Here is a 26,118-nt window from a genome sequence, read left to right as displayed (position 1 = left end):
ATTTGTTTTTTAGCTGAAATGGAGAAATAAAATTATCATGAAAGCAACAGATCATCTTTTGTTGGTTGACGGATCAGGCTACATTTTTCGTGCTTACTATGCTTTGCCGCCTTTAAGACGTAAAAAGGATGGACTCCCTGTAGGAGCGGTAGCTGGTTTTTGTAATATGTTATGGAAATTACTTTGTGATGCTCGTAATACAGCTATGGGTATTATTCCAACACATTTTGCTGTTATTTTTGATTATTCATCTGATACTTTTCGGAAACAAATTTATCCTCAATATAAAGCGAATCGCGCTGAACCTCCTGAAGATCTAATTCCTCAATTTTCTCTGATACGCCAAGCAACAAAAGCTTTTAATTTGCCTTGTATTGAAAAGGAAGGTTTTGAAGCGGATGATTTAATTGCTACTTATGCAAAATTGGCAACGAAGGTTGGGGCAAAGACAACCATTATCTCTTCTGATAAGGATCTTATGCAACTCGTAAATACACATGTGTCCTTGTATGATGGAATGAAAGATAAGCATATAGGTATTTCAGAAGTTATAGAAAAATGGGGTGTTGAACCTGAAAAAATGATTGATTTACAAGCTTTGATTGGAGATTCAACGGATAATATACCGGGTATTCCAGGCATTGGTCCCAAAACTGCAGCCCAGTTGTTAAATGAATTTGGTTCTCTTGATCTTTTATTGCAACGCGTAACAGAAATTAAACAAACAAAACGGCGTGAAAACATTCAAGCTTATAGAGAACAAGTTAAAATGTCTCGTGAGCTTGTTAGGCTTAAAACAGATGTCCCTATAGACAGTGATTTAGATGATTTTATTTTGGAGCCACAAAATGGTCCGCGTTTAATTGCTTTTTTGAAAGCGATGGAGTTTTCAACATTAACGCGTCGCATAGCAGAGGCAACGTCATGCGATGCAGCTGTTATTGATGCACTTGATATAGATGTTGAATGGGAAAAACTAAGCTATGGACATGATTTAGATATAAAAAATACTGAACGTGCATCTTTTCATAATTTTTCTGAAAACTCTCCACAAGTTTTTGCACAAAAACGTAAAGATCAAGCACTGTCTCAAAAAATTACAAGAGATACTTACACAACGATTCTTGAGGAGGAAACTTTAAAAGAATGGTTATGGCAAGCACAAGAACAGGGCTTTTTTGCTTTTGATACTGAAACAACCTCTCTTGATCCGATGCAAGCAAAGCTTGTTGGTTTTTCACTGGCATTACAACCAGGAAAAGCAGCTTATATACCACTTGAACATTTTGAGGAAAAAGAGGACCTTTTAAGGGATGGGCGTATTGCCTCGCAGATTGAGATCCAAAAAGCTTTGGCACTTTTAAAACCGCTATTAGAAGATTCAGCGGTGTTAAAAATTGGTCAGAATATAAAATATGATTGGTTGGTGATGAAGCAATACGACATTGTTATACGTTCTTTTGATGACACTATGCTTTTGTCATATGCTTTTGATGCTGGAACTTTAACCCATAATATGGATGATTTGTCTGAACGTTGGCTTGGACATAAACCAATTGCCTATAAGGATTTAACGCATAAAGGAAAAAAAATTACTTCTTTTGCACAAGTAGATTTAAAACAAGCTACCCTTTATGCGGCGGAAGATGCCGATATAACGCTACGCCTTTGGCAAGTTTTGAAACCGCAACTTGTTGCTCAAAAAATGGCAAAAATTTATGATCGCCTTGATCGACCACTCGTAGAAGTTCTTGCAAGAATGGAAGAACGTGGGATTCTTGTTGATAGGCAGATTTTATTGCGCCTTTCAGGAGAATTGGCGCAAGCTACTTTGATTCTAGAAGAGGAAATTTACAAACAAGCTGGTGAAAAGTTTAATCTTGCTTCGCCAAAGCAATTGGGGGATATCCTTTTTAGCAAAATGGGATTACCTGGAGGTGCTAAAACCAAGGGTGGACAATGGTCAACTTCTGCACAGACCTTAGAAGAGTTGTCTGCTGAAGGTCATCTATTACCGCGTAAAATTATTGAGTGGCGTCAACTTGCAAAGCTAAAATCTACCTATGCCGATGCTTTGCCTTCTTATATTTTACCAAAAACAGGGCGTGTTCATACGAATTATTCTTTGGCAATAACATCAACAGGGCGATTGTCATCATCAGAGCCAAATTTGCAAAATATTCCAGTACGAACTGCTGAAGGACGTAAAATTCGAACAGCTTTTATTGCTCCCAAAGGGCACGTGTTGCTTTCTGCTGATTATAGTCAGATTGAATTACGCATTCTTGCACATATTGCGGATATAAAAGCATTAAAAGAAGCTTTTGCTAAAGGACACGATATTCACGCTATAACGGCGTCACAAATGTTTGGCGTTGCAATAGAGGGAATGCATTCAGATATACGACGGCGTGCAAAAGCGATTAATTTTGGTATCATTTATGGTATTTCAGCTTTTGGCTTAGCCAATCAATTAGGAATTTCACGCCAAGAAGCGGGTCGTTATATTCAATTGTATTTTGAAAGGTTTCCAGGAATTAAAGATTATATGGAAAAGACAAAAAACTTTGCACGTGAAAATGGTTATGTAGAAACAATTTTTGGACGTCGTATCCATTATCCAGAAATAAAAGCAAAGAACGTAAAAATTCGTTCCCTTAATGAACGGGCAGCTATTAATGCCCCGATTCAAGGCTCTGCTGCAGATATTATTCGCCGCGCTATGATACAGATGGAAGATGTTTTAAAAGGAGAAAATCTATCAGCAAAAATGTTGCTGCAAGTACATGATGAACTGATTTTTGAAGTACCAAAAGAAGAGAGTAAAAAAACCATGGACGTTGTTAAAAATGTTATGGAAAATGCTACAATGCCGGTTTTATCTTTATCTGTACCCCTTGAAGTAAAAGTCATGACAGCTCAAAATTGGGATGAGGCACATTAACTTTTTTTATTTATTTTATGTTCAAGAACATTCATGGCGTTGGCAAGATTAAGGTAGGCTTTTATAGGCAAATGATCTGAGGCAATACGTGCAAGTGGTGAATGATGATTTTCAATATTTGTTACCAATTGGTGGGGAAAAGCAAAAACGCGATCAAGGGCTAAAAGAGGAAAACGCGAAGGAAAGCTTGGCACAACTTCAAGTGTGTTATCAAAATAGGGAGAAAAATGGTTCAAAGATGAGCCTTTTCCTATCCGCCATTCATTAAAATCTCCAATGAGGAGTGTAGGCATAAGGGAGCGATTTTGCAAAATTGCAAGAAGCATTTTTGTTTGTTGTTTACGAGAATAACGTAATAAGCCAAAATGAGCCGCAATAATACGAATAGGGCCTGCTTGCATTTCCAATTCTACAATTACAGCCCCACGTGGTTCAATACCAGGAAGAGTGATTTGTAAAGTTTCACGTACATATCCCTTTCGCAAAAAAAGAGCGTTCCCATGCCAACCATGACCATGAGGTGACATGGTATTGAGAGGCACAGGAATCAAGCCAGTTTCAGCTTTTAATAGCTGAAGATTAATCAAGCCAACGCGCTCTCCAAAACGTTTATCTGCTTCTTGAAGAGCAAGGATATCAACTTGTAATTCATTAATAACACGTACAATACGTGTAGGATTAAAAATTTTATCAGTACCTACACATTTATGCACATTATAGGAAGCAACGGTTAGATCATAATTATCATTTGGCTTGATGATGTTTGGTTGATGATGAGAGCGGCTATAGATTGCCTTTAAAAGAGAATTATGGAGCTTTTGTTGGATAAAACCAGTAAACCAAGGAAACTTTTGCTTGTAAGGTATTTTTGTCATTTTGCGAAAAGAATATAATCTCTAAGAGGCAAAGGGTAAAAACTTACACTAAAAACAAAAGAACCTTGTTTCTTTTGGAAACAAGGTTCTTTCATTAAGCGATGATCTTTTAAAATCAATCACGGTTTGAACCAAGAAATTGTAGCAAGAAGACAAACATATTGATGAAATCAAGATAAAGATTCAATGCACCCATAATAACTTTACGTCCTCTTGTATCACCTTCATCTCCTTCGTAATACATCAACTTAATGTTTTGAGTATCGTAAGCTGTTAAACCAGCAAAGATAAAAACACCAATAACGGAGATAGCAAATTGCAAAGCACTTGACCCAAGAAAAATGTTTACAATCATAGAAAGTAACAAACCAATCAATCCCATAAATAAGAATGAACCGATTGCTGTAAGATCACGCTTTGTTGTGTATCCATAAAGTGAAAGAGCTCCAAAAGTTGCAGCGGAAATAACAAAGGTTTGTACAATACTTTCTGTCGTATAACGCAAAACGATTGAAGATAGTGAAAGACCAACCAGAGCAGCATAACCAAAAAAGAGGCTACGAGCAGCATTTGTGCTCAGTGTATTAATTTTAAAACTGAGGAATAAGACCGCTATGAGTGGTGCAAACATAACAATATAAGAGAATGGTGATGTATAAAATGTTACTCCAAAAGATGTTAAATAAACACTGCTATTGATTTGAGCTGCTGCTTGACTCATATCTGTTGTCGTTGCTAATGATACAATTGCATAAGCGGCAGCAGCTGTAATAAGCAAACCAATGGCCATTGTATTGTAGACACCCAACATATAGTCGCGCAATCCCAGATCAATTGATGCATCGGCATGAGAAGCAGGCGCCGAACGTAAATTTTTAAAATTAGCCATAATATAAAATCCTTTAGCATATGTTCCGTCAGATATTGGGGTTTAAAAGTACCTCTGTCATTACAGATAAACACTTCGTATAAGTCCTAAATTGGCTAACACAAAAACCCTAAGAATCACTGGCGGAATTCCAGCACATCTGCTCTTATTATGGAGATTTATTTAAAAATTACAAGAGATTTATCTGAAGAAGGAACCTTACAAATTGGTAAGGAAATAGTTTATTTTGATGAAATAATATTTCCATTTTTTGCCATATTTTTGCAAGATAAAAAGACTATACTTAAAATTTTTTTACTGTTCATAGAAATTGTGTAATATAATTCTCTGTAAGGTATCAACGGTCTTTGCTTTGATGAAGAGAGAGGCAAATGTCGTCGCACTGTTTTTCAACTTACAATATTGCATCTGCTCTATACGGTTAGAAGACCTATTGAATTGAATCTTTTTATATAAAAACTGATATATAATAATAAATTATCGTTTTGTATGCTAAATTCTTCTCCGAATATCGTAAGATTCTCTGATGACAAATTTTCTTATATTAAATCAATCAAGGTTATTTATTTGCTTGCTCCACACAAGCAAGATTGGTGTGTAAAAGACATGGTTTTAATTAATTCAACATGCGAAAGTTCGAAATAAAAGAAATTTAGGGTTCTCATTCAATATACAAAATGGTAAACTATCATTATATATCAATATGTTGTATTATAAATAAAACATTGAAAATAGTTAAAAGATGTTGCTTATTAAGCAATATAAATAAAAGAGGGGTGTTTTTACACGAAGCGCTTAAGAAAAACACTGTAAAAATGACGCCTGTAAAAACTAAAAAACATATGAAAAGTAATTGTTTTAAGCAAATGAACAGAATTTAAATGCTGTAAAATATTTCCTCTCAGAATGGGATATAGGACATATGAATAAAAAATTATTGGTTTCTATTTGAGTTCATTCCTTTTACACGGATCAAGTATATAAAGATCAAGTGAAAGTAAGGTTTTATAATTCCATGAAAAGAAACACATGAAATTATTAGAAACAAGAATTGATTGAGAAAAATCAATTTGTAATCAGACTTGTGATGATTAATAACCTCTGGTTTTTAAGGCGCTGAACATATCAATGAGAAGATGTGCTATTGGAATGACGTTTTGCCTTCATCCAAGTACGCAATTCTTCAATAAGGATGGCAATAACACCAAGAGTGATAAAACTATCTGCAAGGTTGAAAATAGCAAAATGAAAGATATCATCAATATGAAAAAGGATATAATCAGTGACATGATGAAAGCGAATACGATCAATAAGATTGCCTATTGCTCCTCCAATAATAAGGATAAGACCAAAGCGCATTAAAGACTTATTATATTCAGTATTTTTCCATAACCATAGAAGAAAGATAATCACAATGATCGTGATGGCGATGATTCCCCAGTGAGAAAAGGAAGAAAAAAATGAAAATGCAATGCCAGAATTGCGCACATGATAAAGGGAAAGAAAAGGAATAAGCGAAATTTCTGTTCCTAAAGGCATATTGTGCATAATCCAGTATTTGACAGCTTGATCAAGTACTACTGTAAAAGCCAAGCCCAAGAGAAGAAAAGGGAGTGATTTACGAATCATGTTTTTCCTCACATGGTTCCAGTATTAAATAAGGGCGACGGATTTCATAAAGCATAACAGCTGTTGCTACTGCTAGATTAAGCGAATCAGCACGTCCACTTTGTGGAATACGCGCGAGTTTATTACACCGCCTTGTAAGAATATCTGATAATCCCTGTTTTTCATTTCCCATTAAAAGGATAACAGGACCATTTTTGAAATCAAGTGTCCGATAATCCAGAGATCCTTTAAGATGCGTGCCAACGATCATGCCTTTAAAGTGAGCAGACCAGTTTAAAAAGGCGCTTTCATCAAAACGATAAAGCGGTATAGAGAAAATTGATCCCATAGTTGCACGAACTGTTTCAGGCGAGAAAGGGTCTGTTGTTTCGCCAATTAAAATAACACCTTTAGCACCTACGGCATCGGCAGTTCGGATAATGGTACCAAGATTTCCAGGATCACGCACACGATCAAGCGCGATATAAACATCTTTAGTCTGTTCAGTTATCATTTCAAGAGGTTGCCATTTTTGTTTAAAAATACCAATAACTGTTTGTGGATTATCGCGTCGGGTAAGTGATTCCATAACCTTTTGTGAAGCTTTAATCACAAAACCACCATTGGCTACAACGCGTGCAGCAATATTTTCGATAGCAGCATTACCGATTTTGCTTTTAGAAAAAATAAGCGTCTGTATTGTCCAGCCGAGATCGAGAGCATCAATGACCAACTTCAATCCCTCTGCCATGAAAAGACCTTCTTTATTACGATTTTTCTTTTGGCTGAGCGCTTTAAGATCTTTTATAATGGGGTTGCTAAGAGAAGTAATTTCTTTCACTTTGCCAGTTTTAGGTCTAAACATATTCAAGCAATCCAACGGCTAAAAAGGGAAGTAGAAAGAGCGCGTCCTGCAACTTCTTCACGCAAAATAAGTTCTCCTGATTCGACCTTACCACCAAGATTTACAAATGCATCACGCATTAAAGCATGAAGTGCAAAGAAGGAAGCACGAATAGAGTAAGCTGTAAGCACAACAGAGAGCGGTTTATCAGAGAGAAGTTTACGACAATTTGTGATCATATCTGGTAAATGATCAAACAGTTGCCAAACTTCACCATGGGGTCCACGCCCATAAGCAGGGGGATCAAGGAGAATCATATCATAGCTTTTCTTACGACGCAGTTCACGCTCGACAAATTTCATAGCATCATCGCAAATCCAGCGAATAGAATGATCTGGTAATCCTGCTCTTTCTTGATTAGCTTTTGCCCACGCAATGGCTTTTTTAGAAGCATCAACATGGGTAACATTCGCACCCGCTCGTGCTCCAATCAAAGAGGCAATACCTGTATAGCCAAAAAGATTCAACAATTTTATAGGGCGTTCGGCTTTAACAATTTGTTCTTCCATAGAGCGCCAATGGGCATCTTGTTCAGGAAAAACTCCCACATGACGAAAAGAAGTAAAACGGCCTAGAAAAGACAGTCCATTCCAAGAAAGTGGCCATGTCTCATTAAGTGGCTTTTTAGGAAAATGCCAACGACCAACCCCTTCTTCATCACGATTTCCCGTGAAAATAGCGTCCACATCAGCCCATTGTTTCTGTGATAAAGCGGGTTTCCATAGTGCTTGACCTTCTGGTCGAATAATGCGGTAAGCTCCATAACGTTCTAATTTTTGTCCATGACCAGAATCAATGAGAGCATAGTTTTCGCTTATACCCGTTTCTAAAATAAGGGGCAGCTTTTCCTGCGGATATCTATTATTATGGGAGGATTGAAAGCATTGTGGGGGCATGTTTTGTATCACGGTATATGAGGTATAAAAATATATTATAAAGCTCTTAAATGTTTCGTAAAAGTGCAAAAAAGCTAAAGTCAATTAAAACATGTATAAAAAAAGAAAAAGAGCACTTTTAACTCTGTACTGAATATAGAATACAGAGAGAAAAGATTTCATTTAAATACCATTACACCAGATTTGTGATAGATGTTTTCAATTTTTCAATCTCGGCTTTACTTTTTTTGAGAGCTTTTTTGTATTTGTGATAGGAAAACCAACTGATCAGATTTCCTAATAAAATACCAAAACCAAAGAAAATAAAGAGCCATATAAAGAGGGGAGCATGATAAGTAAAACTTTCAGGATTTGCTCGAAAAGGATCAAGGGTTAACGGAACCATTTGACGATTAGCCACGATAAAAACAATCAAAACCGCTGCGAGAATCACACTGATACTTGTTAGAAGAATACGTTTAATTATCATAAGTTTCTCACTGATTAAGACGGTCGCGTAAATCCTTGCCAGTTTTAAAAAAAGGAATCCACTTTTCTTCAACAGAAACGGCTTCACCTGTTCGTGGATTACGTCCATTACGGGCTGAACGGCTTTTTACAGAAAAAGCTCCAAATCCACGAAGTTCAACGCGATTGCCATTTGCAAGTGCTGTTGCAATTTCCTCAAAAATAGCGTTTACAATATTCTCCACATCCCGTTGAAAAAGATGCGGGTTATGACGAGCAATAATTTGCACAAGCTCTGATTTTACCACAATAGCCTCACTTTCACACAAAAAAATTTCGTAATTGTGCACTCCATGCATAATATTACAATATATAAACGGATAAAAGCAAAATAAAATCAAGAAAAAACAAATTGCAAGAAACAAAATTTGAAAATACCTTCTATAAAGGGTATACAGATTAAAAATGCGGAGTATTTAAGAGATCAGGAGAGTATGTCCGTACACAAACATTATGAAGCCTTTTCAACGCAATCATCTTTTGGAGATGTTTTAAAAAAAGCATCCCGTCATTCGCGTCGCATTAGCGTATTAAAAATTTTTTTACCTCTCTTAGCGTTGCTTTCAGCGCTGGTTTTTTGCTGGTTTACGTTTTTCTTGGTTCCCGTTACTTCTGATTCTATGCCTTTGAATAATGGAGAAAGTGGCGTGATGAATTTGACGATGCTTAATCCAAAATTAGAAGGGTATACGCGTGCTCATGAACCTTATTGGCTTAAAGCAGAAAAGGCATTTCAAGACCATACACACGCTGGAATGATTGGGTTGCAAAACATTACAGCTAGAGCATTTATGGGCCAACAAAGACAGGTTTTTCTTTCAGCACAAGGGGGGGTTTACGATAACATTAATGGTTTTTTACAGTTGAATAAGCCATTCACCATTACAACGAACGATGGGATGATGGTACAATTTATGTCAGCTAGTATTAACTTATCCGAGGGACAGTTAAAAACAGATCAACGTGTTAATATTCAGCAGGCCGGTTTGCATCTTGCTGCAAACGCCTTACAAATTCGAGAAAAAGGAAAAAACATATATTTCCATGGTGATGTGCATTTAGTGCTTCAAAAGCAATGACGGAATATCAATACAAATCTTTAAAGGATATTTATAAAGAGAAGTATGTGTATATACAAACAGAAGAATTGAAATAATGAAATCGTACAAAAGATGGATAGGTGTGATGTTAGCTTTTAGCATGGGAATGTTAGGAGAAGGAGCAGTTTTAGGATATGCTGAAGGGACTCATTTTGGAATAAGTCTATCAAACGACAAAGAACCGGTAGAACTTCATGCAGATTCTTTGGAAATACGTGATAAAGAAGGGATAGCACTTTTTAAGGGTGATGTTTCAGTGGTGCAAGGTGAACGTCTTTTAAGAACGGCAGAATTAGTTGTTTACTACGATAAAGCATATAAAGAAATTGATAAAAACAAGGAAGATACAAAGGCATCATCTGTTTCTTTATTTGGTTCGTCGAGTATACAAAAAATGGAAGCTTTAGGAAAAGTTTATATAAAAATTGCTACGCAAGTTGCTACGGGTGATAAAGGTGTTTTTGATGGAAAGTCAAAAATGATGAGTTTGACAGGGAATCATGTTGTGTTAACTGATGGTGATAATGTGGCAACGGGGTGCAAACTAACGGCAAATATGGAAAGCGGAAAGGCTTTTTTAGAAGGTTGTGAGACGCCTAAGAAAAAAGGTCGTGTTTCTATTATTTTAAAACAAAATCAAAAGAATGGCCATTAAGATTTCATGTTTGGAATCAAAAGAAAAAAACAGACTGATAGGTATAATCTTGAAAGTGAAGCTTCAAAAAATCCCTTAAAAGGGACCTTGATTGCCAGTAATTTGATTAAAGTTTATCGAGGAAGACGAACAGTTAATGGTGTTTCTTTTGGCATTCGTACGGGAGAAGCCGTTGGCATTTTAGGACCCAATGGGGCAGGTAAAACAACTTGTTTTTATATGGTGACAGGGCTCATAAAATCTGATGGAGGCTCGATTAAAATTGATGGATTTGATATTACGCATCTTCCGATGTACCGACGTGCGCGTCTAGGTATTGGATATCTTCCACAGGAAGCGTCTATTTTTCGTGGTCTTTCAGTAGAAAATAACATTAAAGCTGTTTTAGAGGTCGTTGAAAAAGATCGTCTTAAACAACGTGAAGAGTTAGATAGCCTTTTACATGAATTTAAAATTGATCATTTACGTAAAATGTCTGCGCTTTCGTTATCTGGAGGTGAACGTCGGCGACTTGAAATTGCGCGCGCTTTAGCTTCTCGTCCCCATTTTATGTTACTTGATGAACCATTTGCAGGAATTGATCCTATCGCTATTTTCGATATTCAACAACTTATTCGTCATTTAACGAGGCGTGGCATTGGTGTTTTAATAACGGATCATAATGTACGTGAGACATTAGGGCTTGTCGATCGCGCTTATATTATTCATACAGGGCGGGTGTTAGTTCACGGTTGTCCTAACGATATTATCAACAACGTTGATGTACGCAGAATTTATTTGGGAAATCAGTTTTCTCTTTGATTTTACAGCTTTCACAAGTTTCCATTTAAGTTTAACCAAACATTATTACTGAAAATCTCCTTATTTATGCCAAAACTTCTTTTATGACTATAACCTTAATGTTGTTATTGAGTGGTGAAAAAGGTTTTATCATTAGAGGTTAGTTTGTTGTTTTATAAGTTTAGCTTACTCATAATTATATCATAGAAAAGATATCACTAGATTAACGTGATAATGAGTGATAAATGAAGCTCTCAATGAATGCGTGTGTTATTGAAAGGTAAAAGATATTTATCATATTTTTCTCTGTCGAATCAAATAATATATCGGTGATGCTGTTTTAGGTATTTTGATGGGAGCACCGGTTATATATTGCGGTTATTCAATAGGAGTTGTCGTATTTTATTGGTTTATATCGCCTATTTGAAAATAGGAGGTTGGCTGCAGATATCAGGCTAAATCTATAACTCTTTTAAAATAATCATTAAATTTCTAAAAATCTTTATATTCTTGTTATAAGTCGATGTTCAAGCTATACAGTAATTTTCAAAGTAAAGATCCATTTTGCTCAGTATGCTTTTCATCTTAATTTAAGGGCTCATTTTTAAAGAAAGAAAAACTCTGATGGCGGATTATACATCAACTCTTATGACAAGTTTAATAAATTTATGAATAATGGCCTTTTTTAGAGTCGTAAGGAAATTAACTTTATGAACAATTTCATTTCTTTGGTTTCTTATGCCGTTAATGATGATCCGAATACTATTTATTGTTGTTTTAGAAGTGATATGAGATGTATTGAGCTATCACCCATTATAAATTGAAAAGTAAAAACACATGCGATGTTGCGAAAAGTGAAAGAACATTAAGTATCTATAGCGTTTATAGGTTTATTGATGAGCATTTTAGCGTGTAAGAGGAAAATTAAAGTATGAATTTGAGTGAGTTAATAGCACCGGAAGCGATCATTCCGGCTCTTAATGCTAATTCGAAAAAACAGGTTCTGCAAATTTTAGCCGAAAAAGCTTCCAAGCTAACAGGTCTTAGTGAGCATGTGATTTTTGATGTTGTTTTACAACGCGAGAAGCTTGGTTCAACGGGTTTAGGTGGAGGTATTGCGATTCCTCATGGAAAATTACCTGATATTAATCGGATCATTGGTATATTTGCACGTCTTGAAAGTCCTGTTGATTTTGAAGCTCTTGACGACGAACCTATAGATCTCGTTTTTCTCCTTTTAGCACCTGAAAATGCTGGTGCAGATCACTTAAAAGCTTTATCACAGATCGCACGTGTTTTGCGTCACACTGATGTTGTACAAAAGTTGCGCAGTACGCATAATGCCAATGCGCTTTATGCTTTATTGATTCAGACTTCAGAATCAAATGCAGCTTAAAAGGTATTATGAGCGTATAAATTGCGAGGTATGCACTACAGAGCGTAGGAAAGAATATAATTTGCATCTTAAGACTAATAACAAAAGGTTGTGTCATGAGATTTAAGAAAATTACTTCTAAATGAACCTTCTTTTTAAAGAGCAACCAACAAAAACGAAGGGCTTTTCCTTTCTTGTTCTCGTATATTAAAGCATCTAATTATTATGTTCGTGGATTCTTTTATCCTGTTATACTGTAAAAACACTGTCATTTGAGATATAGTGAGATAAATTCTGTAAGTCTTCTTAATATATTAAGTGCTTTTAGAGTGCGTGGTAAATATTTTTAAGCAGGACTTGTCTGTAGAGCCTTTAGTTAAGTGAATCACATGAGTGGGAAGAAAAGAGGAGACCGCTCGACAAGAATCCAAACTTTTTCAGTCCAAATTGGATTAAGAATCTTCGTCCTTTGAAAGCGGGAAAGAAATCAACAGAAAAGTTTATTTGTGCATTGAATTTTTTTGTAAGTTGAGTTTGAGTGTTTAGGGATAATATTTTAATGCTCAAGAAGAAATAAGAAATATATTGTATCTTCAGTATAGCAAGATATTGATTTTAAATATAATTCACTATTTCGCATGTTAGATGAGAGATCCGAATATTGTAAAATTCTCTCATTCCAAACTTGTTTATGTTGAATCAATCAAAACCATTTCCTTGCACGTTGTAAACGGAATTAGCGTGTGGATAAAAACTGTACAAGAAAGGGGTAAAGATGCTTCTTATGAATCGTCTCAAGTATTGAGGGTTGCAGCAAAACATTGGGAGCTGGAAAATAGTGTTATGGTGCCATCTTTCTTCTTCACAAGTGGAGAGATCAACTATTTTATAGATATGATTTAGATGTCTGCTGTTGTATAGAGCTCATGCTAAAGAACAATTTTGTACGGTAAGAATGAAAATTATACCTTTAGGTTGGGTGAAAGAGTTTTTATACATAGGAAGATTTATTTAAGTGTCTTTAATTGATTAAAATATTGTTTAAAAAATGGTAATGTTAGAACTGCTATAGAAAAAAGTTTTATATTTCTTTTTATAAATTACTTAGAAATAAGATAAGGAGACTTTCCAAAAGAATTCTTAAGAAGTTTTTTATAACAGAAAGAAAAATATCGTCTGATACATTAAAATAATACGATTAAGCTATTATAAGCTACTAAAATCATTTTAGAAATTAATAATTGGAGATGAAATATATAGGGAAATAAGATCAAAAGAAACAAAGTTGTATGTGATTATTGAGATAGAATCTAAATTCTTTATGTTTTATTATTAATATCTTGATAATATTTTATTATTTTTACAAGGTCTTTTGAAGGTTGAGAAAAAGTGTTATCGGGACGATGTTGAATACGAAATATGAATGCACTATAATGAGTAAAAGGTGGAGTATTTTGCGAACATAAATGTATTGAATGCATAAAGTCGAGAAGTGATATTCGTAAGGCGATTAAGCTTTTTTGCGGGGAGTCCGGGGTGTATTTTCAAAATTTTGCATCAGATTGCTTGTGATATAAAGAGTATGGTTTATTTCTTAATAGTGTGATGGTATGTTTTCATCTCGTTTTGAGGTTCTATAGCTTAAAGAAATCGTTTTTTATACAAAAACGAAATAAGTAGCGTAAAATGAAGATGTTATTTTTTAATGTGGTTATTGAATAAGAAGTTTATTTTTTGGTAACGATTAAAAGGTCATAATGAAACGTAGAAATCTATTTTGATTAGTTTGAAAATATTTCGCTTATTGAAGGAATTAGGACAATAACACATGAATATCGAGGAGTTTTTGTTGAATTTTTCCAATGAAGAAAATCTTGTTAGAGACTAAAGAAGTGAGCTAAATGAAGATGTTTGAAAAGACTGTTATTGCTGCATCTGTAATGGTTCTTGTTACAGCAGGAGTGGCATATGCACAAACGCCAAGCCGTTTAAATCAATTTGAAGCGTGGGGAGCCTATTCTTATAAATCGCCCAAAAATACGATTTGCTATGTGTTATCGGTACCTTTGAAGGCTCTTCCAACGACAGTTAATCATGGTGATAACTTTTTCTTGGTTACCAAGCGTTCTCATTCACCTATTTCGTTTGAACCGCAGTTCATGGCTGGTTATTCCCTTCAAGAAGGGTCTAGAGTGACAGTGACCATTGGAGGTAAGGATTTTGATTTTTTCACTAAAGATTCCTCAGCTTGGTTGGCGTCATCAGAGCTAGAAAAGCAGCTTGTTTCTGCTATGCGTGCTGGAAGCAATATGACAGTGAAAGCGATATCAAAACGAGGAACGCATACCACTTATACTTATTCCTTAAAAGGGGTCACTGCTGCATTAAATGCAACTCAAAAGTGCCATTAAGGTTTCGATAACTTCTAAAATAGTGATGTGAATTAGAAAGCAATGGCCATTTCCTATGACCTTAGACCAGTTGGTTCATGTTTTGCACGAAAAACAGATAATGTGGTCGTGAAGGAGAGTTCTAAGCTCTCTTTAATTGGTTTGTCGCAAGACGAAATGATGCAAGCTTTAAAGACAGTTGGTGTACCAGAGCATCAAACGCGTATGCGTGTGCGTCAGCTTTGGCATTGGCTTTATGTACGTGGTGTTTCAAATTTTGATGAGATGCTGAATATTTCTAAAGCAATGCAAGAAACACTTAAGTGTCATTTCTCCATTGCGCGCCCAGAAATTGTTGGAGAACAAATATCAAAAGATGGTACGCGTAAATGGCTCTTACGTTTTCCTGCACGTGGAGCTGGAAGGCCTGTTGAAATTGAAACGGTTTATATTCCTGAAGAAGGGCGTGGTACTTTATGTCTTTCATCGCAAGTAGGGTGTACGTTAACCTGCTCCTTTTGCCATACAGGAACACAGATGCTTGTTCGCAATCTGACTGCAGAAGAAATTTTGGCACAGTTATTGGTTGCACGTGATTGTTTGGGTGATTTTCCTGATAAGAATACTCCTGATGGGGCAATTGTTCCCATTGAAGGGCGCAAAATTACCAATATTGTTATGATGGGAATGGGAGAACCTCTTTATAATTTTGAAGCTGTTAAAAAAGCTTTATTGATTGCTTCTGATGGCGATGGACTTTCTTTATCAAAACGTCGAATTACGCTTTCAACTAGTGGGGTTGTTCCTGGAATTATCCGAACCGGAGAAGAAATTGGTGTTATGTTGGCGATTTCACTCCACGCAGTACACGATACATTAAGGGATATGCTTGTTCCCATTAATAAAAAATATCCGCTTTCTTTACTAATGGATGCTTGCCGTAATTATCCTGGTCTTTCTAATGCAAAGCGAATCACATTTGAATATGTTATGCTAAAAGATATCAATGATAGTTTAGATGATGCAAAGCGATTGATTCAGCTATTGAAAGGGATTCCTGCTAAGATCAATTTAATTCCTTTTAATCCGTGGCCAGGGAGTAACTATCAGTGTTCTGATTGGGATCAAATCGAGCGTTTTGCTGATGTCGTTAATCAAGCGGGTTATGCTTCTCCTATTCGGATACCGCGTGGACGCGATATTTTAGCTGCATGTGGACAGCTTAAATCGGCTTCAGAGCGCTTACGGAAATCTGAACGTTTGCGACTTGAAAATGCTGCTGGTCATTAGTTAATACAATTTTCAGCTATATAGCGAAGCGATATAAAGTCTGTGCTTTTTTGTTTGTAAATTAATATCCAAACCTCGTGCGATAGCATATGTGAGACAGAGATTAAGATTGGATAAGTGCTAGACGAACAGTTTCAGCGTTTATATGCTAAATGGGGTAAGAGATTGTCTATAGTCTGTTTGCATAATCTCTGAAATAAGAAGGAAGCCTAATTTAGAGGGAATATGAAGTCTTAAGGATTGTAACTAATTTCTACCTTATTATCATACTCATTAATTAGGTTTTGTGTCTTTTAAAAGCATCTACGGTAATACCTTTTAAAAAGTGGAGATTGTGCAGTGCCTCATGCTTTTGTTTATTATTCTTCTTAAATAAGATCACGCATCATAAGTATCTCTTAGTGCACTCTTCATATCACGATAATGCTTGTGAGGAGTATAACAAAAAGCTTCTGTGAAATGTATTGTACTCCTACACCTTTATGTTTAATAAAGGTGTAAATTGGTACCACCATTCTATTTTTTAGCTCCCAATGTTGTAACAGCTTTTAGTACTTGAGATGGTTTATAAGAGGTGTTTTTATTCTTTTCTTAGATAGTTTTTATCCATACAAAAACTCCAGCTTCTCTTGTGATGTACAAAGGAAAGGTATTGTTTTATTCAAAATAAACAGGTTTGAAATGAAAAAATCTTATAATATTTGTTTTTTTATTTAAATTAAAAGCGATACATTACACTTATAAATCAATGTTTTGTAACCACAAGGAGATGGAGGGCAAAGCTGGTAAAAGTACCTGCAATAAGCCAATCGAGAAAGCGAAGATAAAGAGGGTTCTGTTTAAGGATTTTGGTAAGTTTATGCGCTGTAAAAACGACTGAAATTGTAATGGGGAAAGAAATAGGAATATAAGAGAGTCCTAAAAAGAGCAGCTTTTGTGTTGCCATAGGATCATTTGCATTGATAAATTGTGGTAAGAATGTTGCGTTAAAGAGTATGACTTTAGGATTGAGAAGATTAATTCCAATACCAGCAAGATAGTTACGTTTAGAGCTTTGAGGTTTAGAAGATGTTGGTTCAAAGGAAAGTGTCGGGTTTCTCCTTAATGCTTGAAAGGCAAACCATAAAAGATAAAAGGCGCCAACAATTTTCAGAAAAACAAAAGCGTGTGGCGCAGCAAAAATAAGCGCTGATAAACCAAGTGCTACAGCTGTAACCTGAATGGCAAATCCTGTTGCACTTCCCAAGGCGCACATAATTCCAGCTTTTTTGCTTTGTGTAATGGTTCGTCCTACAGAAAGCATCATATCAGGTCCTGGAATAAGTGCTAAAATCAACGATGCTAAAGCAAATTGTACAACAATAGACCACTCCGGTAGAAATGACACGTCAATCTCCTCTTATTTTTAAGTAATGTTCATTATTTATACTTTGAGGCGTCTTTATTTATGCTTTTTGAGTCTTTTTAATGTTGTTTAAAGAGAATTTATTTTTATATTTCTTGTGTCGTTTTAATTTTTTAGAAAAAAAGAACAATTCGTATAGAGCTTTAGAATGAAAAAGTGGAAAAGTATTAGAAAAGTTGTTTTGGCTTATTCGGGGGGATTGGATACGTCAATTATTCTCAAATGGTTACAAAGTACGCTAGGCGTTGAAGTTGTGACTTTTACAGCAGATTTGGGGCAGGGGGAAGAATTAGAGCTTGCTCGTCGTAAAGCTGAAATGCTAGGTGTTAAAGAAATCTACATTGAAGATTTGCGTGAAGAATTTGTGCGTGATTTTGTTTTTCCGATGTTTCGAGCCAATACCGTTTATGAAGGGACTTATCTTTTAGGAACATCAATTGCACGTCCACTTATTTCAAAACGTCTTATTGAAATTGCTAAGGAAACAGGGGCAGATGCCATTGCTCATGGAGCAACGGGCAAAGGCAATGATCAGGTACGCTTTGAACTTTCTGCTTATGCACTTAATCCTAATATAAAGATTATTGCTCCGTGGCGTGATTGGGATTTTAAGAGTCGGACAGATCTGTTTGAATTTGCGCGTATGCATCAAATTCCTGTAGAAAAAGATAAGCAAGGCGAAGCTCCTTTTTCAGTGGATGCAAATTTATTACATTCTTCATCAGAAGGAAAGATTTTAGAAAATCCAGCACTTCCTGCTCCTGAATATGTCCATATGCGTACTCTTTCGGTGGAAGATGCTCCAGATGAAGCAACCAGAATCACTCTTGGCTTTAAAAAAGGCGATGCTGTTTCAATCAATGGAAAAAATTTATCTCCTGCAACTTTACTTGCAGAATTAAATCATTATGGGCGGGATAATGGTATTGGTCGGTTGGATCTGGTAGAAAATCGCTTTGTAGGTATGAAATCGCGGGGTATTTATGAAACACCAGGGGGGACCATTCTTTTAACGGCTCACAGAGCTATAGAATCTTTAACGTTAGATCGTGGCGCAGCTCATTTAAAAGATGAATTGATGCCACGTTATGCAGAACTCATTTATTATGGCTTTTGGTTTTCTCCCGAACGTAAGATGTTGCAAGCAGCGATTGATTTATCTCAAGAACATGTTGAAGGTGAAGTCACGTTAAAGCTTTATAAGGGGAATGTGATTGTTGAAGGGCGCCAAAGTAAAAAATCACTTTATTCCAGTGAGTTAGTAACTTTCGAGGATGATCAAGGTGTTTATGATCAAAGAGATGCGACTGGTTTTATTAAATTAAATGCTCTACGTTTGCGTACATTAGCAAGGCATCATCAAGATGATAAAGAAAAGAAATAGAAAGTTACAGTGACAAGTGTAATGTGGATTAGTGCTTTTGTATGAAATGCCTAGTTTAAGCATTTTTTTGTTGGTTTTTACCGTTCTTTCGTTCAATACTAGAAGCTTATCTTCTGCGCTAATAAATATAATAAGCAAAACCCATGATAATAATAGCAATGAAGGCTTCGATAATCAAAACAAGTCAATTTTGCTTTATAATATTGAATGTTTTTGATTTTTATCAGAACAAAATATGTTTACAGTGAGGGTGGTTTTTGTATTGTGACTTAAGAGTATAAAGAAATTTACATCTTTTTGCTTGCTATTATTGACGAATAAATTCAAGAACCATACACCCTATTTTGGAAGATTATAATTTTTAGGATAAATAATGATGCGTAATCAGTGTGATGCCCTTAGCCTTACGCCTGAATTAAAGGATGCGGCTGCTCAATCGAGAACTTGGCCATTTGAAGAAGCACGTAAGATTATCAAACGGTATGAAAAGACGGGTTACCCAGACAGTATAATATTTGAGACCGGTTATGGACCTTCTGGTTTACCGCATATTGGAACTTTTGGGGAAGTTGCACGTACAACCATGGTGCGTCATGCATTTCATATTCTCACAGAGAATAAAGTAAAAACAAAATTACTTTGTTTTTCTGATGATATGGATGGTTTGCGCAAGGTTCCTGAGAATGTGCCAGATCGCGAGAGGATGGAACATTATCTTGGTCAACCGTTGAGCCGTGTACCTGATCCTTTTGGAGATGATTATCCTTCTTTTGGAGCGGCAAATAATGCGCGGTTACGGGCTTTCCTTGATCGTTTTGGTTTTGATTATGAATTTGCAAGTGCTACGGATTATTACAATTCTGGTCGTTTTGATGAAACACTTTTAAAAATTCTTGCTTGTTATGACAAGGTGATGGCAATTATTTTACCAACATTAGGTGAAGAGCGACAGGCGACCTATTCTCTTTTTTTACCGATTTCTCCTTTTTCTGGAAAAGTATTACAAGTACCAATGATTGCGCGTAATGTTGAAAAAGGGACAGTTACTTATATTGAACCTGAAACAGGAGAAACCATAGAAACAGAGGTTACAGGGGGTAAAGTTAAGTGTCAGTGGAAGGTCGATTGGGCTATGCGTTGGGCAGCGCTTGGCATTGATTATGAAATGGCAGGAAAAGATCTTATCGATTCCACAAATCTTTCTTCTAAAATTTGTAAAGTACTGGGTGGAAAGCCTCCAGAGGGATTTAACTATGAACTCTTTTTAGATGATAAAGGGCAAAAAATTTCCAAATCCAAGGGAAATGGCTTAACCATTGATGAATGGCTTACATATGCTCCAACAGAGAGCTTAGGGCTTTATATGTTTTCAAAGCCCAAGACAGCAAAACGGCTTTATTTTGATGTTATTCCCAAAGCTGTGGATGAATATTATGCGCATCTTTCTGCCTATGGTCGTCAAAGTTGGCAAGAACGGCTCAATAATCCTGTATGGCATATTCATAATGGTTGTCCACCGCAGGTTGATTTACCTGTACCTTTTGCGATGCTTTTAAATTTGGTAAGTGCTTCAAATGCAGAGAATGCAGGGGTTCTTTGGGGTTTTATTTCTCGTTACGCTAAGGGAGCAAATGCGCAAACTTGTCCAGAACTTGATCAATTGGTGAAATTTGCCATTAAATATTTTGATGTTTTTGTTAAACCAAACAAAAAATTTCGTATACCAGATGACAGCGAACGAGCAACATTAGCACAAATTGATGCAAAATTAGCCAATTTGCCTGAAACTGTTGATGGCAACACACTACAAAATACACTTCTTGATGTTGCGCGGTTAACGGAACGCTATCAAGATCATAGCAAAAAAAGCCCTGAAGGTGGGCCTGGCGTTTCCAATGTTTTTTTTCAAATGTTGTATGAGGTCCTTTTAGGACAAGAGAGAGGTCCACGATGGGGATCATTTATAGCGCTTTATGGGATTAATGAAATGCGTGCACTGATTGCTGAAGCACTTGCACGACCTATGGAGGAATAATGGAACGAAGAGTACAGGAAGTAAAGCGGCGCCGTACATTTGCAATTATTGCTCACCCAGATGCTGGGAAAACAACATTGACGGAAAAGCTTTTATTGTTTGGTGGTGCTATTCAACTTGCAGGAGAAGTAAAAGCCAAAAAAGATCGTATTCAAACTCGTTCTGACTGGATGAATATTGAGCGTGATCGTGGTATTTCTGTTGTGACTTCTGTGATGACGTTTGAATATGAAAATCATATTTTTAATCTCCTAGATACCCCAGGCCATGAAGATTTTGCAGACGATACTTATCGCACGCTTACAGCGGTTGATAGTGCTATCATGGTATTGGATGGGGCCCGCGGGATTGAGCCTAGAACACTAAAACTGTTTGAAGTGTGTCGGATGCGGGATATTCCTATTGTTACTTTTATCAATAAAATGGATCGTGAGGCGCGTGATCCTATAGAGCTTTTAGATGAAATTGAAGAAAAGCTTGCTCTTGATACCGCCCCCATAACATGGCCCATTGGGACGGGTAAAGATTTCGTTGGGACTTTTGATCTTCATCATAACCGTTTTCGCCAAAAAGATGATGAGATAACCCAGCGGATCGTTTCAAATCCCAGTGAGGTTGTCCATTTACTTCCAGAGTATCAACGTTCCACTTTTCTTGAAGGAGTAGAACTCGCTCAAAGTGTGTGCAAGAATTTTGATCTTCAAGCTTTCCGTGAAGGTCATATGACTCCGGTTTATTTTGGTTCAGCTTTACGAAATTTTGGTGTTCGTGATTTGATCAATGCGCTTATTGATTTTGGTCAAAGTCCTCGTGATCAAAGTGCAGATCAGCGCAATATCATAGCAACTGAACCTAAAATGACGGGATTTGTTTTTAAAATTCAAGCGAATATGGACCCTAATCATCGTGATCGTATTGCATTTTTTCGGGTATGTTCGGGAACACTTGAACGTGGTATGAAGACAAAATTGGTCAGAACAGGAAAACCGATGACACTTTCTGCTCCACAATTTTTCTTTGCGCGTTCGCGCCAAATTGCTGATCAAGCCTATGCCGGTGATATCGTAGGGATTCCTAATCATGGAACATTGCGTATTGGTGATACTTTGACTGAAGGAGAAGATATTCTTTTTAAGGGAGTACCCAATTTTGCACCAGAGATTTTGCGTCGTGTTTGTTTGGGTGATCCAATGAAAGCAAAAAAGCTCAGAGAAGCTTTGCAACAAATGGCTGAAGAAGGGGTTGTGCAATTGTTTATTCCTGATGATGGGTCGCCTTCTCTCATTGGTGTTATTGGTGCTTTGCAAATTGATGTTTTAAAAGAGCGATTAAAAATAGAATATTCTTTGCCAGTGAATTTTGAGTCTGCACGCTTTAATTTATGCCGTTGGATTTCAGCGCAGAGCAAAGATGAGTTGCAAAAGTTTCTCAACAATCATCGCTCTGCTCTTGCGTATGATTTAGAAGGTGATCCAGTTTTTTTAGCGGAGAACCATTTTTCATTAAATTATGAAGCAGAAAGAGCTCCTAAGATAAAATTTTCTACTTTTAAAAATTATCAAGTAAGCTCTTAATGTAAAGAAGAATTTTTTATGTAACAATTTGGTTGATAATGATTTTTCATATCGAGTTAGGGATCTGAATATTGTTATTTTTTCTGAAAACAAAAGGAGTATGTAAAGAACACTTTCAGGTTGTATTATATAAAGAAAGAAGTAAATTTATTTATAATATTCAATAAGTTATAATATATTTGTAATTGTAACGTCTTTTAAAATTTTGATATATTTTTTCACAATAGCTTAAGACAAGGTCATATATTTAAGTATTTTGAATGTCAGTTAAAAATCTCCTGTATAAATAGAGCTTTTCAGTTTTTTCTTGTATGAAAATTGTATACAGTCAAAATAAAGCAAATAATCAATAAGATGAAATTTGTTATTCCCAATATGAGATCATATGACTTATAAGCCACGTGTCTTTTCTATATCTTCTGGAACGGCTTTTTTGCCTCACTTTGTTGATGCACTGCTCTCTGGTACCCTTATTGATAATTTTGCTCCCAATGGAGACATTCAAACTGCTCTTGCTGATAGCCTTATTTATGTTCCGACACGTCGTGCTGCGCGCGCTTTGCGTTTAGCTTTTGTTGAAAGAAGTAATACACACTCAACCTTTTTACCAACTATTCGTGCTCTAGGAGATGTCGATGAAGACAGTTTCCTTTTTGTTGAAAATCATACTAGCGCTTTAAATCCGCCTATTGGAGAAAGTGAACGCCTACTGCTTTTAGCGCGCCTTATTCGTCCATGGCGTGAAAATTTACCTGCGCATCTGCGTGCCATGTTTGGTACAGAAGATGTGCTTATTCCAGCTCATAGTGCTGATGCAATTTGGCTTGCTCAAGATTTAGCACACTTGATGGACGAAATTGAAACAGAAGGAGCAGATTGGTCGAAACTTAAAGATATTGCCCCTGACATGGTCGCTGAATGGTGGCAGATAACGCTCGATTTTCTGACTATTGTTACGCAAAATTGGCCACAAATCTTGACAGAAAGACAACGAAGTAATCCCGCTGAATGGCGTAATCAAGCACTCACAATGCATGCAGAGAATTTACGACGTACGAAGCCTGATAAACCGATCATTGCAGCTGGTGTGTCAGGTTCTATGCCCGCAGTTTCTCATCTTTTAAAGGTTATAGCTTCTCTGCCCAAAGGGGCTGTTGTTCTTCCTGGCCTTGATTTTTATATGGATGAAGAACAATGGAATGCATTAAGCACAAGCAATAAAGAAAAAACAGCTTGCGATTTTTTTGATCCTGCAGAAAATATTTTTAGCCATCCTCAATATCATTTAAAAAAACTTCTTTCTCTCATGGGGTGTCAACGTCGCCATGTTTGCGAAATTGGCCAACAAAGTAGCACAAAGAAAAGACGAATGGCTCTTTTATCGGAAGCATTGCGACCTGCTTCTACGACAGATAAATGGATACAAATTGTCCGTGATGATTATGAGGCTCTTTGTGCAGACTGGTCATTTATTGAAGCTATCAATGAACGTGAAGAAGCTCTCGCTATTGCTGTTGCTTTACGCAAAGCTATTGAAGAACCCCAAAAAACCGCAGCTCTTATTACAAATGACCGTAATTTAGCACGCCGTGTTACTGCGGAATTACAACGATTTGGAATTGAAGCAAATGATTCAGGGGGAATACCACTTGCCCAAACATTGCCTGTAACGCTTTTGCGGCTTATCTTAGAAAATGTATTACAACCTGATGATCCCATTGCTTTTCTTTCTCTTCTTAAACATCCCCTTACAACACTCCAACAAAACCGTCATCGTTTACGGGAAATGGCAGAAAATTTTGAACTTTTTGTTCTTCGAGGGAATACAGGGCGCATCAATCTTTGCGAATGTGATCAATTTCTTGAAAAATGGATTGAAACATCTTTTCATAATAGTTCTGAAATCAACGCTCTTGATCAGCAGAAATGTGAAGAAGCACGTTTCCTTTGTCATCTTTTGAGGACAGCTGTTGAACCTTTAACATCTCTTATGAAACAAGAGAAAGAGTGCACCATCAACGAAGCTGCGATAGCAACTGTTGAAGTTTTTGAAAATTTTGGTCGCGATGAGGATAACTCTCTTGCACATCTTTATCAACACGAAGCAGGACAAGCCTTATCAAAGTTCTTACGTGAATTGGTCAGTGATCAATCAGGATTAACATTTCATCTTTGCGAATGGCCTGCTATGTTTTCTGCATTGATCGCAATGCGTTCCGTTACACCTTCTCCTGGAGGACATCCACGTTTATTCATCTGGGGTACTTTGGAATCGCGTTTGCAAACGGTTGATACAGTGGTCATCGGCGGTCTTAATGAAGGGTCATGGCCGATATCAACCCGAAATGATGCTTTTTTATCGCGACCGATGAAAATGATGTTAACTCTGGAGCCACCAGAGCAGCATATTGGTCTTTCCGCGCATGATTTTCAATGGGCGATGGGAATGGATAAAGTGGTGATGAGTCGCGCATTGCGCGTTAATCATACGCCTTCCATTCCTTCACGTTGGCTACAACGCTTAGAAACCGTCGTAGGACAACAAGTTTGGAAACAAATCCGTGTACGAGGTGAAATACTCCTTCATTGGGCAAAGATGCTTGATCATACAAACATGATTTCTGAGGTGAAGCGTCCCTGCCCTGTACCACCTCTTGATATGCGTCCACGTCATTTTTCAGTTACTGAAATAGAAATATTACGGTATGACCCTTATGCCATTTATGCTAAAAAAATCTTAAGGCTCAAACCACTTAAAGCCCTTATTCATAATTCTAGCGCTCCTGAACGTGGAACACTTTATCACGCTATTCTTGCAGATTTTTGCACACAAATAAAAAATCTAAATGCTGCAAATGCATTAGATGTGTTGCTTGCTATTGGACGTAAAGAGTTTGATAAATTCAATTTTCCACCGGATATTGAAGTAATTTGGTGGGATAGTTTTGAAAATCTTGCTCCACGTTTTATTCAATGGGAACAAAGTTTAGGACTGCGAGAGCGATATTCGGAAGTGGTATCACAAAAAATCCCTATAGGAACAACAGGGGTAACCCTTTCAGGACGTGCTGATCGTCTTGATGTTTTGCCAGATAAAACGGTTGAAATTCTAGATTTCAAAACCGGAACCCCTCCTTCATCAAAACAAGTTCGTGAATTATTATTTCCGCAATTGGCTTTAGAAACAGCTTTACTCATACAAGGGGGATTCCCAGATTTTCAAGATTTTACCCCCTCAAATTTATTTTACATTCCTCTTAACAAAAAAGGTGAAATTAAATCCCAATCAATTCTTTTAAAGAAAAAAGACGGAAAAACTCATCTAAGTGCTGTTGATCTTGCTAACAATGCATGGGAAAATCTTATCGCACTCATAACTTATTATCAAAATCCACAACAAGGCTATCTTTCACACGCAGTCCCTATGTTAAAACAATATGAAAGTGACTATGATCATCTGGCACGCTTATGGGAATGGTCAAGTGGTTTTCATAAAGAAGAGTAATC

General features: G+C 36.6%; 19 protein-coding genes. 11 read left to right on the top strand and 8 right to left on the bottom strand.

Translation table 11 applies throughout. The features are described from left to right. Positions 1-37 precede the first annotated feature (37 nt). Positions 38-2,944, top strand: coding sequence for a DNA polymerase I (gene polA / locus ACFIM8_RS00740; RefSeq protein ID WP_375614334.1), 2,907 nt, complete (start codon positions 38-40; stop codon positions 2,942-2,944). Here polA and ACFIM8_RS00735 read toward each other — a convergent pair. The 7 genes from ACFIM8_RS00735 to ihfB form a co-directional block, all read right to left on the bottom strand. Further along, on the bottom strand, positions 2,941-3,819 hold the full coding sequence (locus ACFIM8_RS00735; RefSeq protein WP_375614333.1) for an endonuclease/exonuclease/phosphatase family protein: 879 nt from the start codon (positions 3,817-3,819) through the stop codon (positions 2,941-2,943). The genes polA and ACFIM8_RS00735 overlap by 4 nt on opposite strands. A gap of 115 nt (positions 3,820-3,934) precedes the next feature. Next, positions 3,935-4,708 (bottom strand): Bax inhibitor-1/YccA family protein, encoded by a 774-nt coding sequence (locus ACFIM8_RS00730; RefSeq protein ID WP_375606102.1) that lies wholly within the window; start codon positions 4,706-4,708, stop codon positions 3,935-3,937. A 1,125-nt stretch (positions 4,709-5,833) separates the two neighbouring features. Then, positions 5,834-6,337: a signal peptidase II gene (gene lspA, locus ACFIM8_RS00725; RefSeq protein WP_375606103.1), complete on the bottom strand. Its 504-nt coding sequence runs from the start codon at positions 6,335-6,337 to the stop codon at positions 5,834-5,836. Continuing rightward, the gene (locus tag ACFIM8_RS00720; protein ID WP_375606104.1) at positions 6,327-7,181 is read right to left on the bottom strand and encodes a TrmH family RNA methyltransferase; all 855 of its coding nucleotides are present in this window, start codon (positions 7,179-7,181) and stop codon (positions 6,327-6,329) included. Before ACFIM8_RS00720 ends, lspA begins: the two co-directional genes overlap by 11 nt. Positions 7,182-7,183: 2 nt before the next feature. Further along, on the bottom strand, positions 7,184-8,116 hold the full coding sequence (locus ACFIM8_RS00715; RefSeq protein WP_375606105.1) for a class I SAM-dependent methyltransferase: 933 nt from the start codon (positions 8,114-8,116) through the stop codon (positions 7,184-7,186). 172 nt (positions 8,117-8,288) lie between these two features. Continuing rightward, a complete protein-coding gene (locus ACFIM8_RS00710; protein WP_375606106.1) occupies positions 8,289-8,585 on the bottom strand; it encodes a lipopolysaccharide assembly protein LapA domain-containing protein in 297 nt (98 codons plus the stop codon). Between the two features lie 7 nt (positions 8,586-8,592). Beyond that, on the bottom strand, positions 8,593-8,871 hold the full coding sequence (ihfB, locus tag ACFIM8_RS00705; protein WP_273790186.1) for an integration host factor subunit beta: 279 nt from the start codon (positions 8,869-8,871) through the stop codon (positions 8,593-8,595). Between the two features lie 186 nt (positions 8,872-9,057). Between ihfB and lptC the strand changes: the two genes are divergently transcribed. The 6 genes from lptC (at position 9,058) to rlmN (ending at position 16,213) form a co-directional block, all read left to right on the top strand. Next, positions 9,058-9,702 (top strand): LPS export ABC transporter periplasmic protein LptC, encoded by a 645-nt coding sequence (gene lptC / locus ACFIM8_RS00700; RefSeq protein WP_375606107.1) that lies wholly within the window; start codon positions 9,058-9,060, stop codon positions 9,700-9,702. 76 nt (positions 9,703-9,778) lie between these two features. Next, positions 9,779-10,378, top strand: coding sequence for an LptA/OstA family protein (locus ACFIM8_RS00695; RefSeq protein ID WP_375606108.1), 600 nt, complete (start codon positions 9,779-9,781; stop codon positions 10,376-10,378). 6 nt (positions 10,379-10,384) lie between these two features. Continuing rightward, the gene (gene lptB, locus ACFIM8_RS00690; RefSeq protein WP_012754448.1) at positions 10,385-11,179 is read left to right on the top strand and encodes an LPS export ABC transporter ATP-binding protein; all 795 of its coding nucleotides are present in this window, start codon (positions 10,385-10,387) and stop codon (positions 11,177-11,179) included. 910 nt (positions 11,180-12,089) lie between these two features. Beyond that, positions 12,090-12,554 (top strand): PTS IIA-like nitrogen regulatory protein PtsN, encoded by a 465-nt coding sequence (gene ptsN / locus ACFIM8_RS00685; RefSeq protein ID WP_375606109.1) that lies wholly within the window; start codon positions 12,090-12,092, stop codon positions 12,552-12,554. Between the two features lie 1,886 nt (positions 12,555-14,440). Continuing rightward, a complete protein-coding gene (locus ACFIM8_RS00680) occupies positions 14,441-14,944 on the top strand; it encodes an invasion associated locus B family protein (RefSeq protein WP_375606225.1) in 504 nt (167 codons plus the stop codon). 42 nt (positions 14,945-14,986) lie between these two features. Continuing rightward, complete coding sequence (rlmN, locus tag ACFIM8_RS00675; protein WP_375614332.1) at positions 14,987-16,213, top strand: 23S rRNA (adenine(2503)-C(2))-methyltransferase RlmN; 1,227 nt, start codon at positions 14,987-14,989, stop codon at positions 16,211-16,213. 745 nt (positions 16,214-16,958) lie between these two features. Here rlmN and ACFIM8_RS00670 read toward each other — a convergent pair. After that, positions 16,959-17,600: a LysE family translocator gene (locus tag ACFIM8_RS00670; protein WP_375606111.1), complete on the bottom strand. Its 642-nt coding sequence runs from the start codon at positions 17,598-17,600 to the stop codon at positions 16,959-16,961. Between the two features lie 166 nt (positions 17,601-17,766). Here ACFIM8_RS00670 and ACFIM8_RS00665 point away from each other — a divergent pair, with 166 nt between their 5' ends. From ACFIM8_RS00665 to addB, 4 genes are all read left to right on the top strand, one after another. Continuing rightward, on the top strand, positions 17,767-19,002 hold the full coding sequence (locus ACFIM8_RS00665; protein ID WP_375609993.1) for an argininosuccinate synthase: 1,236 nt from the start codon (positions 17,767-17,769) through the stop codon (positions 19,000-19,002). 373 nt (positions 19,003-19,375) lie between these two features. Then, positions 19,376-21,037 carry a lysine--tRNA ligase gene (locus tag ACFIM8_RS00660; protein WP_375608990.1) on the top strand — a complete coding sequence of 554 codons (1,662 nt, stop codon included), beginning with the start codon at positions 19,376-19,378 and terminating at the stop codon, positions 21,035-21,037. Continuing rightward, positions 21,037-22,611 carry a peptide chain release factor 3 gene (locus ACFIM8_RS00655; RefSeq protein ID WP_375614331.1) on the top strand — a complete coding sequence of 525 codons (1,575 nt, stop codon included), beginning with the start codon at positions 21,037-21,039 and terminating at the stop codon, positions 22,609-22,611. The genes ACFIM8_RS00660 and ACFIM8_RS00655 overlap by 1 nt, the downstream gene beginning before the upstream one ends. A 385-nt stretch (positions 22,612-22,996) precedes the next feature. Then, positions 22,997-26,116: a double-strand break repair protein AddB gene (gene addB / locus ACFIM8_RS00650; protein ID WP_375614330.1), complete on the top strand. Its 3,120-nt coding sequence runs from the start codon at positions 22,997-22,999 to the stop codon at positions 26,114-26,116. Positions 26,117-26,118 lie beyond the last annotated feature (2 nt).

This window comes from Bartonella sp. AC535YNZD (assembly GCF_042196625.1).
Classification (GTDB): Bacteria; Pseudomonadota; Alphaproteobacteria; order Rhizobiales; family Rhizobiaceae; genus Bartonella.
Note: the sequence above shows the minus strand (reverse complement) of the source record. Positions and strands in the feature narration are given on the sequence as shown.